The organism is Pseudoalteromonas sp. Ld19 (genome assembly GCF_045064135.1).
Classification (GTDB): Bacteria; Pseudomonadota; Gammaproteobacteria; order Enterobacterales; family Alteromonadaceae; genus Pseudoalteromonas; species Pseudoalteromonas aliena.
The window spans coordinates 209,389-224,406 of sequence record NZ_JBISHA010000018.1 but is presented as its reverse complement, the minus strand read 5'-3'; the positions used below and the strand labels follow the sequence as shown (position 1 = coordinate 224,406).

General features: G+C 37.7%; 10 protein-coding genes. 6 read left to right on the top strand and 4 right to left on the bottom strand.

Annotation, left to right across the window (positions count from 1 at the left end; translation table 11 throughout):
• Window positions 1-103: 103 nt before the first annotated feature.
• Window positions 104-439 carry a ribonuclease E inhibitor RraB gene (locus ACJJVZ_RS08805; protein WP_138586462.1) on the top strand — a complete coding sequence of 112 codons (336 nt, stop codon included), beginning with the start codon at window positions 104-106 and terminating at the stop codon, window positions 437-439.
• A gap of 33 nt (window positions 440-472) precedes the next feature.
• Here ACJJVZ_RS08805 and ACJJVZ_RS08800 read toward each other — a convergent pair whose 3' ends face one another.
• The 3 genes from ACJJVZ_RS08800 to ACJJVZ_RS08790 all read right to left on the bottom strand — a co-directional run bounded on the left by ACJJVZ_RS08800 (window position 473) and on the right by ACJJVZ_RS08790 (window position 8,007).
• On the bottom strand, window positions 473-2,224 hold the full coding sequence (locus tag ACJJVZ_RS08800) for a DEAD/DEAH box helicase (protein ID WP_405599813.1): 1,752 nt from the start codon (window positions 2,222-2,224) through the stop codon (window positions 473-475).
• A 303-nt stretch (window positions 2,225-2,527) separates the two neighbouring features.
• A complete protein-coding gene (locus ACJJVZ_RS08795) occupies window positions 2,528-5,203 on the bottom strand; it encodes a TonB-dependent receptor plug domain-containing protein (protein WP_405599811.1) in 2,676 nt (891 codons plus the stop codon).
• A 461-nt stretch (window positions 5,204-5,664) separates the two neighbouring features.
• A complete protein-coding gene (locus tag ACJJVZ_RS08790) occupies window positions 5,665-8,007 on the bottom strand; it encodes a DNA polymerase II (protein ID WP_405599810.1) in 2,343 nt (780 codons plus the stop codon).
• 60 nt (window positions 8,008-8,067) lie between these two features.
• Between ACJJVZ_RS08790 and dinG the strand changes: the two genes are divergently transcribed.
• The 5 genes from dinG to ACJJVZ_RS08765 all read left to right on the top strand — a co-directional run bounded on the left by dinG (window position 8,068) and on the right by ACJJVZ_RS08765 (window position 12,144).
• Window positions 8,068-10,143, top strand: coding sequence for an ATP-dependent DNA helicase DinG (dinG, locus tag ACJJVZ_RS08785; protein WP_405599808.1), 2,076 nt, complete (start codon window positions 8,068-8,070; stop codon window positions 10,141-10,143).
• A complete protein-coding gene (locus ACJJVZ_RS08780; RefSeq protein WP_182701736.1) occupies window positions 10,143-10,919 on the top strand; it encodes a TSUP family transporter in 777 nt (258 codons plus the stop codon). Before dinG ends, ACJJVZ_RS08780 begins: the two co-directional genes overlap by 1 nt.
• A 1-nt stretch (window position 10,920) precedes the next feature.
• A complete protein-coding gene (locus ACJJVZ_RS08775) occupies window positions 10,921-11,529 on the top strand; it encodes a primosomal replication protein (RefSeq protein ID WP_405599806.1) in 609 nt (202 codons plus the stop codon).
• A gap of 197 nt (window positions 11,530-11,726) precedes the next feature.
• Complete coding sequence (locus ACJJVZ_RS08770) at window positions 11,727-12,020, top strand: late competence development ComFB family protein (RefSeq protein WP_405599804.1); 294 nt, start codon at window positions 11,727-11,729, stop codon at window positions 12,018-12,020.
• A complete protein-coding gene (locus ACJJVZ_RS08765) occupies window positions 11,992-12,144 on the top strand; it encodes a DUF2496 domain-containing protein (protein WP_077537511.1) in 153 nt (50 codons plus the stop codon). The genes ACJJVZ_RS08770 and ACJJVZ_RS08765 overlap by 29 nt, the downstream gene beginning before the upstream one ends.
• A gap of 419 nt (window positions 12,145-12,563) precedes the next feature.
• Here the strand turns inward: ACJJVZ_RS08765 and ACJJVZ_RS08760 are convergent, their stop codons facing one another.
• Window positions 12,564-14,723: an exonuclease domain-containing protein gene (locus ACJJVZ_RS08760; RefSeq protein ID WP_405599802.1), complete on the bottom strand. Its 2,160-nt coding sequence runs from the start codon at window positions 14,721-14,723 to the stop codon at window positions 12,564-12,566.
• Window positions 14,724-15,018: the final 295 nt, after the last annotated feature.

Here is a 15,018-nt window from a genome sequence, read left to right as displayed (position 1 = left end):
AATGAGCCCAGCATTAATTCAAATATTAAAATTAGTACGCCTTATGCGTTTATTTTGGTTACAATAGCGATAACAAGCACAAAATAATTTAATGAGTTTTTTAATGCAATTTCCTGATGATGATAACGGCCAACTTTTAGCCGAAATAGCCGCTGAAGGCATCGATTTAAATAAAATGCACCAAGTTGATTTTTATATTTTATTTGAACAACAAGCTGATGCAGAAAAGTTTGCAAAGGAAATCGTCACTGATGCCTTAGTACAAAATGCTAAAATTGAAAAATGCACCGAAACGGGTGTTTGGGAAGTGATTGCTCAAGTTCAAATGGTGCCTGAGCACACATTACTTGGTCAAGCTGAGCAATACATTGAAAGCATTGCCAATAGCTCTAACGGCTATGGCGATGGCTGGGGATTAATGGACAGTGAAGAGGCTTAAACGCTGTTAGTCTAAAATATTCATCAGTTAAGCTTAACGGCTTAACTGATTCGCTTTCCTAAAACTCCCTTTATAGTCAAATAACTTATCTGCTACTTTCCAACCATATTTTTTACTTTTACGAGCAATAACAAAATCAGGTGACACTAAATCAAATTGTGCATCAAAAACCTGCTGCGCCGATTTAAAATCTATTGGCATTTGCCCATGCCCTACCCGCTTACCAAACTGTTTATTAAAAATATATTGCGCACCTTTATTACCCATATTATAAATCTCGTCGCAACTTGTACCATCTTCATCAAAATACGTAACTTTAATCATTTCATCTTTTAGCAAGGAAATGCTAAGCCCGCTGCACCTTAATACCAATGCATCTTTTAAATTAAGCGCATTTCTTAGTTTGTCATCAGGATCAGCCATTACTGCACCGCAATCGTGGCACTTTCGTGCTGCAATGTCATTTTCAGCGCCGCACTGCTCGCACTCTTTAAATCTAAAGCGATAATCACACTGTTCTTTGTGCCCCGCATCGTCTTCTAATAAACCTTTACAGCGCCTACCAAAGTGTTCGATTACTTTTCCTGCTGAATCAGTTTTACCCCAAAATATATTCGCAAAACCACATCCAGGGCAAACTACCTGAACGGGATCATTATCGCTATCACCTTTTTTATCACCTACTTCAGGATAAAATAAATCAAAACCGTTACCAGCGTAGTCAATAACTAAACAATCTTTCTTTGAATCCGACAATCTTAACCCTCGTCCGACTATTTGCTGATATAAACTTACAGATTCCGTTGGTCTTAAAATAGCAATAAAATCGACGTGAGGCGCATCAAAGCCGGTTGTTAGTACCGATATATTAACTAAATACTTTAATTGCTTAGCTTTAAATTGCTTAATGATTTTATCGCGCTCAGTGTTTGGCGTATCACCTGTTATAAGTGCACTTTGATAAGCTGGTAGGTAGCTTAATATTTCCTGAGCATGTATTACCGTGGCGGCAAAAACCATAACACCTTCACGCTCTTCACTGTATTGAATTACTTGCTGTAAAATAGTTTTCGTTGCACGGGTACTCTTTTTTAAAAGCGCATTCATGTCATCGGTCGTATATTGCCCAGATGCATTTGCATTCAAAGCAGAAAAATCATAATGGCTAATAGCAGCATCCACTTCATTCGGAGGGGTAAGGTAATTATTTTTGATCATGTACCTTAAAGGCAATTCAAAAATACAGTTTTTAAAAGGACTCTCGCTATTGCCACGCACAAAGCCATGATAATGATGATGGTAAATCCAGCCCATACCTAATCGAAAAGGCGTTGCGGTTAAACCCAGTACTTTCAGTTCAGGGTTATGTATTTTTAACGCATTAATCACTTTACCGTATTGGCTTTTTTTATCGCCGTTTACTCTGTGGCACTCATCAATAATAAGTAAAGAATAATGCTCATTCAATTTATCTAAATTGCGAGATAACGATTGCACACTAGCAAAGGTAACTTGATGAGTAAGCGATTTTTCTTTCAAACCTGCTGAAAATATACTCGCCTCTAAATTAAAGCTTTTGTACTTTTGTGCGTTTTGCTCAACTAATTCTTTTACGTGAGCGAGTACTAATATTTTTTGTTTAGCAATGCGGGCAAGTTCAGCAATAACTAAACTCTTACCGGCACCAGTAGGCAATACAATAACAGCAGGCTCATTGGTTTTTCTAAAATGCAAAACGGTTCGCTCTACCGCTTCTTGCTGGTAAGGTCTTAGTTTATAGCTCATGGGAAGACAATTAGGTTTGAGTGAGGAGATTTTAGCAAAGAATGGTCAGAACGTTTAAGCTTTAATTTTACTAATTAGGGTAAACAATTAAATTACAGGAATTCAATGAAAAGTAGAAAAAGTTTATCTGCATATTATAGATATAATGCAATCATGAGCCGGTGCAACCTTGATAGATTACCTTTCTTATTTACTAGTAGCCATGTTAAGTAATGAAATTAACCTACTATAAAAAAGAGACTAAAAAATATAATTTCTTAGCCTCTTTTAATATTAGTTTATTTCTAAATTATCTATTTAAAATTAAAATCTTAAATCAAATTGAGCGTAAACTGAACGTCCATTAGCATTATACAAACTTCTTGGGTAATGCGGCCATGAAGCATCTGATGGGTCCAAATTAGGACCTTTGTTGAATATGTTTGACGAACCAACTAAAATATCAAAGTTCTCATTATAGTTATACTTAACTGATGCATTCCATACAATATGAGATGCAACAGTAATGTCCCCACCATTTACTGTATTACTCGTTGAATCTTTTAAGCTATTATAATCATCACCACCAACACCGTCGGTATAACGACCAAATATACTTACTTTCACGTCTTCCATATTCCATACAATAGAAGTATTTAATTTCAGCTCAGGTAATAGTCCGAAATCATTTAATTCATCTCTTACAGGCGAAGTCGCATCAAGTTTTGATTCAGATTTAAGTAAATAAGTACCACGTAAACCTACGCGTATCATACCTAAATCATTCATATCAAAACGATAACCTGTATCAAAATCGACTCCAGATACTGTTGAGAATGAAAGATTTTGAGCCGTAGCATTTATCAATGTGATAGAACCATTTGCATCACGGGTAATGTTATCACCATAAGTTTGGTACTCTTTAGCAATACGAGTAGAGCTAACAGAATCAACCATGTCGTCTAGTTCCCATTTCCATACATCAACAGTTGCATCGAAAGCTTCTGTACCGTAAACAATACCTAAGTTAACACTGTAACCTGTTTCAGCTTTAAGGTCCTTATTACCACCAGTAACAGAATCTATGTGGTGTTCATGACATTCTGTAAATCCAGCAAGCTCAGTACCAGGTACTCCACCTAACTCTTGACAACGTTTAAAGTCAATAACTGTAGCAAAACCGTTAGATGGGTCACCGTAAACTCGTTGCATATCTGGTGCACGGAATACATCTGCATATGTAGCACGAACTAATAGCTCATCATTAGGTCTATATTCAAGGCTAACTTGAGGTGTAAGGTTGCTTCCAAAATCACTATAATCATCAAAACGCAAAGCTGCATTAAGAACTAATGTTTCTGTAACATCAGCACGCATCTCAGTATATAAAGAAGTGAAATCACGCGCACCTGCGCCAGAAGAACCACCGGTTGTCAAAATCGCACCCTTTTTACTTTCTGTATCAGAATTAGTAGCGAAGGTTTGTTTCGTGTATTCAATACCTGCAGAGTAGTCTAATGTACCTGCTGGAAGATCCATTGCTGAACCTGATAGATTAAATGAAAAGTTATTTTGAGACGATTTGTTCTTTTCAAACGGAACATAAGCAACAGACTCTACGTCTGCATCAGAAAATGGTTTTAATAAGTTAAAGCCATTAGCACCCGCAGATAAAAATTCAAACATTCCTTTTCTAGTTGCATAAGTTTCAGATAATACATCAACCGTGGCATTATTGAATGCCCATTCAAGTTGGTAAGAAATATCGCCAGTTAATTCACCTTGTAAACCAAGATTAAAGCCATGCTCTATTGATGTTGTTTCGTTTCCACGAGGACCGAATTCATGCAATCTACGTATAACTGTGTAATCACCATCTACAAAATCAGAAGACGCAAACTGGCCGCCCCAAAAGGTTGATTTGTTAAATGTTTTTTCATCTGAATCAAGTTTCAGAGTTGCTTTATCGCCGGCAACCGTTACTTTTACATCATTGATTCCCATCGCTTCAATACTACGTTCTGAAGTACCACGGCTATACTGAACACGACCATATAACTCATGTTCGTCGCTTAATTGGTAGTTAAATGTAGTAAGAGCTATAGCTTTCGTCGTTTCTGGTTTGATATCACGCATTGATGAACGATCAAAACCACAGCGTGCATTTGCATCATCAAAGAAGAATCCATTCGTATTACATTCATCTTTTGGTAAAGTGTAATTGAAAGGACCAGCGATTCTTGCACCGTAAGAGCTATAATTTGAACGCTCTGTTGATGCAACCTTATCTGTGTGAACACCAAACTCCTCACGATCGGTTGCTTTTATAACTTTGCTATCTTCGTATTCTAAAAATAACGATACATTCATTTTATCAGAGCTGGCGCCTGCAGAAAAAGAAAATTGATTAGTTGAACCACCGCCCTCGGTATAACCAGTTGATTTAACTTTAGCTGCAACACCTTCGAAGTTATTTTTTAGTATGATGTTAATTACACCACCAACCGCGTCTGCACCGTAGATAGCAGAAGCACCCGCAGTTAGAATATCAATGCGTGCAATTGCTTCAGTTGGTAAATTACCAGTATTTTGGAAAGTAGAAGTACCGCCCGATGCTTTTGGGTATTGTACTAAACGTTTACCATTAACAAGGGTTAAAGTTCTATTTGAACCGGCATTACGTAAACTTACAGAAGAAGCCGCAGGAGTAAAACCATGTATGCTTTGTGTAGTAAGCGCGCCTGTAACTGATGTAATATTTTCAAGAACATCCTGTACGTTATGAAAGCCTAAATTTGTCATCTGCTCGTTTGTAATTGTTATTACAGGCGAAGCTCCTTCAAGGTCTGTTCGAGTGATTCGTGAACCAGTAACCTGAATGCGTTCTACTTTTTTTGCGCCTTCATCTGCAGCCATTGAGTTTGCAGAAAAAACAGCTGTTGACGCTGTACCAAAAGCAATCGCTAAGCGAACTGCCTTTGAAATTTTATTGTTTAACATTAGATTCTCCCTAGAATACTTATTTATTATATATGCTTAATTTTTAATATTAATGCGCAACAAAACCCAGTTTAATAATACTAAGAAAGCCTTTGTAAAGTTATAATAGGACTTTGTTGAGTGACGAATGATAGTACTAGTGAAACAATGAGGTCAACACATTATTAACTTTCATACAGTAAAAATAACAAAAGACTTTTTTATTGCCTGTTCATATTAATTTATAAGTAATTGATTTAATATAAAAACCACAATCATCAATTTAATAACTGCAATCATCAAAAAAATAAAAACCATTTAAAAACAAAGGTTTGTTTTTTTTGTGAAAGTTTGTAATAAAAGTTCAATTTAAAATATAAGAACATGGGTATTTAGATAGGCTTAAAAAGGCATCTTTAAAGTAATTAAATTAAACAGTTATTATTTCTATCTATATTAAAGTACAAAAATTAGCTTTACTATCAATCGAATAATGTTTTTTGCACATGTGAATCATCAATTGAACTCGTGATCATTTCTGCAATTGGCTCTAGTTGTTTGCGAACATAGATCTCATAGTTGAACTTGTTAAATGTATTATAGATTTCTGCACCTGTTAGTGTGTAAACGTATTCAATTATTTGCCCTCGTCTTACTTCGAAATCAGGGTTGTTAACTTTATGTTTTTTTATTGCTTGAACATGTGGAGGAATATTTTTGATGTAATCACTTAAGTTTTGTCCTAAGCGTTTTCGGTATATCAATTTATTATCAAACGCCCCTGTATGTAGTTTTTTTGTATAACTATCTATAATTACATGCAGTTGCTCTATGTTAAAGCTGTCGCTAAAAAGAGTTTTAAATAGCTCGGTTTGAAACTCTTGAGCAAGTTCGGTCCAATCACTGCGTACCGTTTCCATACCTTTGAAGATAAGTTCAGGCATACTGTTTTTAATGATTTGGCCTACATAGCGTTTTTTTGAACCTGTTTTTTTACCTCTAATTGTGGGCATAAAAAATGGGCTGTAATGGGTTTCAAACTCAATTTCCAAATAGCTAGTAAGCCCAAAACGTTCTTTAATATCATGACTCCACGTATTATTAATGTAGAGTGTTAAATCTTTACCTATTTGATTGCAACTCAAAGCCGTTAGCTGATCATCAACCTTTACAAAAATAGAATCGGTATCGCCATAAATCACTTCATAACCTAACTTTTCTATCCACTTACGGGTTGTTTGCATAATTTCATGCCCGCGTAATGTTATCGAACTTGAAAGTCGGGGATCGTAAAATCGGCAGCCTTTAGAGCCAAGTACGCCATATAAGCTGTTCATTATAATTTTTATCGCTTGTGAAAGCATTGGCTGTTCAGTGTCTTTTGCCCTCTGGCGGGTATGTGTTAAGTGCTTAATTAACTTTGGCAAGTGGTGTTCATTTCGTGAGAAAACGGCTTCATTAAACCCTTCAATTGCATTTTCAGGTGAATCTAATCCTTTAATGAGCCCAAGAGGGTCAATACAAAAAGTTCGCATGATTGAGGGATATAGGCTTTTAAAATCTAAAACAAGTATATTTTTATAAAGCCCAGGCACTGACTCCATTACATACCCACCGGGGCTTTCAAACGACAAACCGTGATCGCCTAAATTTGGCGCAACATACCCGCTGCGATGTAGTAATGGCAAATATAAGTTAGTAAATGCTGCAACAGAGCCCCCCATTCGTTCAAGCTCAAGCCCTGTTAGTTGAGTCCTCACTATTGCAAATTCAAAAAGTTGTAACTGAGTAAAAATCCTATTAACGAGAATGCAGTCTTGTCGGTTATAGGCGGCTAAACTCAATTTATCTTCGTTAAATTGGCGAATAATTTCGCTTAAACGATTATTCGCCTGAATTAACTTAGACTCGCCAAGTACCTTGTGAGAAATGTTCGCAAGTGAGTAATTGTCAAAGTGATAAGTGGCATTTTTTAAGGTATCAATGCCATCTATAACACTTCGCCCCGGTAACGACAGACGCGTATAGTGCCCTGTTGTTATATTTAAAGATTGCTGCTCTCTGCCAAAATTAAGCGTTATTCCCAGCGCCTCCGCTCTCGTGTTAAGAACGCTAAAATCAAATTCAATGACATTCCAACCAACAATAATGTCAGGATCATTATTATTGATATACTGCTGTAGCTTTTGTAGTAGATTAATCTCGTCAAAGCACCAATCTATATTAAATGGCTGATTATGCTGTTGAGACTCACCAATCATTAAAACGGTATCAAGGCCATTTCCTACTAGTCCAACTGAAAACAGTACGCCTTCACCATTGCACTCAATATCTAATGAGAGCGATGTCAGCGTGGGTGTATATTCAGGGCTCGCCTTTAATTTGGCATTATTAATTAAAATAAAACCATCTTTTTGAGACACATCCCCTGTAACCCATACTCCACCTTTAATAAAACGCTCCATTAAAAAACGATCGCTGTGACGTATATCGGCTTCGTATATACTTAAGTGCGGCTCAAGGAGTGTACGTGCTTTATAAAGGGTACTTACATCATTAAAATAACATCCTATACATGCAGCTCCACTAAAATGTTGCATGTCTACTACTTTAAAATTGGCGCTTAGGTTTGCCTTATTTAATGCAGCTTTGGCAAAGTCATGTTTTTCTTGAGGGATAAAAAACACAGCTTGTTGATCCTCAACGAGCACTTTAATAGGACCTTGCTCTGATACGAGCCAATAACACAAGGTGATCCCTCGTCTACTTTTTGACGAGTATTGTTGCCTTGATAAAATAAAGCCCTGATAGATTGCTTGTGTCAATGTACGATCCCACTTAATATATACACTGTAATTATATACATACTTTAGGTAAATCATCCCATGCTTTCTGACTCACTAAAAAAAACAATTAGGCAAGTACACCAGCATGTGGCTAATAACCTAACTGATTACCGCCCGCGAAGTAGCCAAAACTACCTTGTTGCCGAAATAGCAAAAACCCTTGCAGGCGACTATCACAAAAAACAACGTATATGTGTTATTGAAGCAGGCACCGGTACAGGTAAGTCTCTTGCCTACTGTTTAGGGGCATTGCCACTGGCCTTGGCACAAAAAAAGAAACTGGTTATTTCGACTGCAACCGTTGCACTTCAAGAGCAATTAATAGCAAAAGAGCTCCCGTTCTTTAAAAAGCATTCAGGGCTCGACTTCAAATTTGATTTAGTAAAAGGTCGTCATCGTTATATTTGCGCCCACAAACTACACAATGCTGTAAATGGTGATAGCCAAACACAGATGGACTTTATGCCAACGCTTACTTCACCCTTAAGCGCAATGGAAACCAAATGCTTAAATGAGCTATACAACGCGTATGTAAATAAAAAATGGCAAGGCGATAGAGACAGCTGGGCTGATACAGTTCCCGACAGAGTGTGGAATTTAATAGCCTGCGATAAACATTCGTGCCAGCGTCAAATGAAGGCCCATCAAACATGTCCGTTTCAGCTTGCTCGTAATCAATTGATGCAAATGGACGTACTGGTAATTAATCACTCATTACTACTTGCTGATTTAGATTTGGGTGGCGGTAAAATTTTACCAGAGCCCGACAACACCATTTACGTTATTGATGAAGCGCACCATTTAGCACATATAACTCGCGATTTTTCATCTGCTGCTGCCACAATAAAAGGCACCATAGAGTGGCTTGATAAGCTCACTAAGTTTAGTGGAAAAATGGCTAAAATTTTAGTAGGCCAAAAAGCAATAGGGCAAAATTTTAAACTTTGCGACAGTATTAATGACGCTAATAAAGATTTAAAAGTAGTGCGTGATATTCTTGATAATGCCGACTTTGAATACTCAAAAGATGATACTTATCGCTTTGAGCACGGTGAAATTCCAGAGTCGCTGCATAGTAAAGCGAAAGACATAAGTGAAGCCACACAAGATGCCCTGCGCTACTTGAACAAAATGCACGACACCCTTACGCAAGATGTAAGCGACGGCGATATAAAACCGTACGTTGCCGATCCAATATTAGGTGAAAGCGGGCAATATATTAACCGGTTAGAGCAACTAAACAAACTTTGGTTTAGTTACGCTAAAAAAGGTGAAGGTACGCCTCATGCGAGGTGGATAAAACGCCTTGAATACAAAAATCACCACGACCATCTATTAAGCGACTGCCCTATTGAAGTCGGTTATTATTTAAAAGATAAGTTATGGCGAGAATGCGCGGGCGCTGTTTTGTGCTCTGCTACATTAAGTGCACTCGGCTCGTTCGATCACTTTGCTTACGAAACCGGACTTGCTAAGGAAGAAGGCGTTAAATTTATTAAAGCACCTTCTCCTTTTGATTACCCAAAACAAGCCACTTTACGTATCCCAGTATCGAAAGTAGAACCAACTGATAAAGACTTTAGCGACCATTTAGCTCAAACATTACCAGAATATCTAAACGATAAAAAAGCAAACCTCGTATTGTTTGCTTCCTACTGGCAAATGGACCACGTAACAAAGTTTCTTAGAACAAAAGGTTTTAACTTATTAGTTCAAGGTGAGATGTCGCGAGAAGCTTTACTAAAAGCACACACTAAAAATATAGACGAAGGCAAAGGCAGTATTTTATTCGGGACACAGAGCCTTTCAGAAGGGCTTGATTTACCTGGGAAATATTTAGAGAACCTAATAATTACCAAAATACCGTTTGCAGTACCGACTTCTCCAATAGAAGAAGCACAAGCAGAATTTGTACAAAGTAAAGGCGGAAATCCATTTTTAACGATTACCGTGCCCGACGCCGCAAAGAAATTGGTACAAAGCTGTGGTAGACTGCTGCGAAAAGAGAGTGATGAAGGCTGTATTACTATTCTCGATAGGCGCTTAGTTACCAAGCGATACGGCAAAGCCATGCTCGACACCCTACCACCTTTTAAAAGACAAATAGATTATTAATGTTTGAACTTGCACTCGATCCAACAACCTGGGCTGTTTTATGTGCTGTTGCACTTGCCGCAGGTTTTATAGACGCTATCGCCGGCGGCGGTGGCATGTTAACTGTGCCCGCTTTATTAACCGCTGGCCTACCTCCACATTTAACACTCGGGACCAATAAACTCGCTGCCAGCTTTGGTTCTTTAACGGCAAGCTATACCTATTACAAAAAAAATTTATTTAGTCCAAAGTTTTGGGCTGCCTCCATTATTGCTACCGCAATAGGCGCACTCCTAGGGACTGTTATTGTTGATCATTTAAGTATTGATTTTTTAAATAAACTACTCCCGATTATTATTATTTTGGTTGCCGCCTATAGCTTATTTGGTAATTTAAGTACCACCGAAGGGGACGAACTCCCTAAACTAAACAAAGCAATGAAAATAAAACAATGGCTACAGGGTTTAGCATTAGGCTTTTTTGATGGATTAGCAGGGCCTGGAACGGGTACTTTTTGGACTGCCTCGAATGGCATGCTTTACAAAATGAACTTGCTACTCAATTGTGGTTTAGCGCGTTCAATGAACTTCGTTTCTAACTTTATATCGTTGATAACCTTTGTTGCTTTGGGCCATGTAAACTTTTTACTTGGCATAACAATGGGCTTTTTTATCATGCTAGGTGCATGGTTTGGCGCGCATTCAGCAATACGTTTTGGCAGTAAATTTATTCGTCCTGTTTTTAATACTATGGTTATACTTTTAGCGTTAAAACTAATTTACGAGGCTTATTTTTAATATGCATTCAATGGCTTCAGATAAACTACGTCAACAAATTGCAACGCTAAAACAACAAGCCGAGCAATTTGATAAAGCTAAACTTTTTTCTAAAAATCGCTACATGCAAGCGCAACCTAGCTTGTTTGACCGCGCCGTTTTTAGTACAAAAAGCATGAACTTAGCAGACTATGTAATTGAAATAGAAGACGAAGTGTCAAGGTTACCGCCAAGCGAGCATCGCCACGCTTATACCTATGCACTTGAGCGTATAGCAACTCAAGTGCAAGCAGTTTTTAACGTCATTAAATCAACGCCTATTTGGGTTAAAGAAAACAAAAGCCACTATAAACCACGCCCAAAACAAGCGGTTTACAAACAAGCTGTACAAAAAATAATGCAGTCGTCGCACGAACTTTACGACGAATTAAAACAAAACCATGAGTTTGAACGTCGTTTAGTGCTTATGATTGAAGAGCGAAAAATGCAAATGGATAAAGCGTCGCCTGCTAAAGTACAAAAGCTTAACCTTGAAATATTAAGTACACATGCTCGCTTAGGACGATGCAGAAAAGCAATTTCTGCAACCGAAGATAAAATACAACAAGTAGAAAAACAACAGCTTCGTTAAAACACTTTTGTTATGGTGTTTAACTGCCAATTTTGCTCTGATCAAAGCATAGCTATATCAGCTATTCACTTTAAAAATCAGATAAAATTAACAACCTTCCGTATACCGAATAACAATTCAAAGCTGCTATCGATTTATGACGAACCTTGGTATAAACTCAATATCAACAGCATGGAATAAAAAAGAGTGATAGGAATATGCGATTACATGACGACATACACAATTACTACGAAAAAATTGTTCTTGAAGAAATAATAAAACTTAAACTTAGCGAGCAATATAACGAAGATGTAATGGCAGATTTTTGCTGTACTATATTAAATCAACTTCCTCCTCGATACATTCGTTATGATGTAGATATGGCATTTTACTTACCACAAACTGAGCGTTTACATATGGAAAAACGTGTTCAAACGGCAATTAATGTCGCTATTAACCAAATTTCAAAAAAGAAAGACTTAAATGAGCAATTCACTAAATCAAGCGCCTGAACATATTAAACTTGCAGTCGATTTAATCATGATACTGGAGCAACACGATATTGCTCCAGAAGACATTCTTAAAGCACTCGAAATAGTTAAAGATGATTTTGAAAAAAAACTGGCTGCGAATTAATTCTTATTCAATACACAAACTAAGAGTAGTGCAACGCCATCTAAGGCGAGTTGACCTTTTATGGTGGATTTTTAGGCAAGGCAGAGCCTATGTGGTTATTCCCATAAATAGGCGATAACGCAGCATAATAAATACCAAACATGCGCTGCCCTTTTGTTTTTACTGATTATTACAGGGATGCGAGCCATTAGAGTAACGCAGGAGCCGTTACCGAGCCCACTCGATTACAAACCTCGCGCCGCGATTAAATCCCCCCTAAATTGAACGAATTTCAATCCACAAAGGTCAATACGCGCTAGCCGCACTTTTTGTAATTGTAGGACTATGCTTGTTACTGCCTTTTACCACAAAAAAAGCACTTAGTTAAACCAGCTAAGTGCTTAAAAGTTCATACTACTTTTTACGTCAAGGCTTGCTGTTTATTCGTTGGTTTGAGATTGCTGAATAAGTAACAATAACTCAGCTGTGGCGGTTGCATCGGCAAGGGCGCGGTGATGGCTGGTTAAATTTAAATTAAAGTGTGATGAGAGATTACCCAGTGAATACGACTTCAGTCCTTTAAACGCTTTGCGCGATTCAACCACAGTACACATTTTTGGCATTTTAAAAAAGTGCCCTGCCATCTCGCATTCTTTTTTAATAAAACCATAGTCAAAATTAACGTTATGGGCCACAAAAATAGTGCCTGTGAGCTTATCTAACAGCGGCTGTACTATTTCGGCAAATACAGGAGCGTTATAAACCATACTGTCACTAATACCAGTTAAAGATGTTATGAAGCTTGGTATATGTCGCTGTGGATTAATTAAGGTAGTCCAGCTATCAATTACTTTTCCGTGCTGCACTTTTACAAGGCCAATTTCGGTAATGCGGTTGCCGCCTTTCAAACCGCCAGTGGTTTCTATATCGACCACACTGTAAACACGGTTAGGGTCTACAAACCATTTAACCGCAGCAATATGTACTTCAAAGCCCACATTTTTTAAGTTATCGATGGTGGTTAGTTGGTTGCGCCTTAGTTTATCGCCTGGGGCTTTTACCTCTTCAAAATGTACTTGGCCATTATTAATTACCATTAAGTCGGGGTAGCCGTCTTTTAGCTGTAAGTAATGTTTGCTCATCTTCGTTAAATGAGTAATTAACGCCTTAATAGGGCTATTTAAAATAAGTGCTTCTAGCGGTTGTAGTAACTCATTATGCCAGCTAAATAAGCCATTAGGTTGCTCAAAATATTGCGCTGCATTTTTACATACTAAATTAAGTAATGCTTGAGGTGTTTGGCACTGTGCTAAACGATTATTTATTTGTGTTTGCTGCGCTTCATAAAAGTTACCAAGCCTTAATACCTGCGGATAAATGTCAAATTCGTTACAAGGCGGATAAGGCGACTCTATAAATAGCTCGTGCCAAAATACTAATCCAAATAAACTTTGCCAAAGCGTGTTTTCGGTATTAAATACATGCATACCTTGGCGAGTATAATAATCGTTTACGCCCTGCTCTACTTCACCTCGGTACAGTTCATCTATTTCGAGTACGCACTGAGTATCGGCAAGCATGGCACTTAAACGCGAACGTGTTTTTTTATTAAACTTACGCATTAAAAAATCGTCAGCAAAATACAGTAAATCATCAGTAAGTGGATTTTCGATAATGGCGTCTAATCGCGCTTTTACCCACTCTTTATTGCTAAGTCGGTATTGCTCTCTTATTTGAATTTCTTGTGCTTCACTATCATCCATGCAGGCTTCAAGTAAGCTAAAGGCAAGTTCGCTATCAACCCCTTTTAATTGTCGATAAAGCCTAACTAATAATTTATTTTTTAACGCAACCGCAATTGCACCATGCGCGACTTGCAATAAAACCTGCGACGCTAAAGCAACATAGTCGTTTTCATCTGTTATATTTTTAAATGTTAATCGGCAGCGATTTAATAAATAGTTTGATTGCGCTTCATTAAGTGTTTCAAAGCGCGATAAACTCTCACTGTGCCCTTCACGTGTCGCGGTTAAGCCTAAATCTCGCATTACAAACCGGTTTTGATGATTCACATCACCACGACTGAGCTTACCTGCAAATAAAAACTCAAAATACTCGTAAAAATCACTGCGGCTGTTAATAACATACTGGCTATAAAGCGGGGCAAGCTCTTGTGGGCAATCTTTAAAAAATGCACATGCAATATCCACTAGCCCGCCTTTAGCAGCGCTCTTTTTAAAGCTTATTTGTTCTGGGTAACTACTTAGTAACTCAACCAAGGAAGGTTTCGTTAAATGTGTTAAAAGCTGTGTATAGTGTAGCTCGTTTGGCTCAAATAAAATACCGGCCGTTTTTAGCGTATAGATAGCCTGATGCGGTGACGCTATTTCTTCATAATTGAGCGACTGCGCCTGTACTAGATAAGGCTTTCGTGAATATACACGCGCCAACATACACTGGCTTTGCTCATCAAGCTGGTTAATTTTAGCAATAAACACTTCATGTTTGGGTTCAAGCAAGTGTATACACTTGCTGGATACAAACTCAATAAGCTCTCTAAAATGCGCTAAATAGTATTTTGCTGGTAATTCTTTTTTCATAACATCGCCATAACTGTATATAAAAACAGTATCTAGTATTTACACGTATTATTCAATCTTAAAATTACAACGAATGCTGATTTACTATATCCGTTCGCCCTTTCGATATTGGCACCAATTAACGACCTAAAATTATTGTACTTTAGGAGCAACATAAACTTTCAACTGATGCAGCAAGAAAAAGCTTAAAATAAATTTGGTGCTAGCTTATATAGCGACTCCGATTGCTCGCGATCGATGATAAACACCGCCGTGCGGCTACGTCAAAACTAACTCACTATTTTTCTATGAGCTC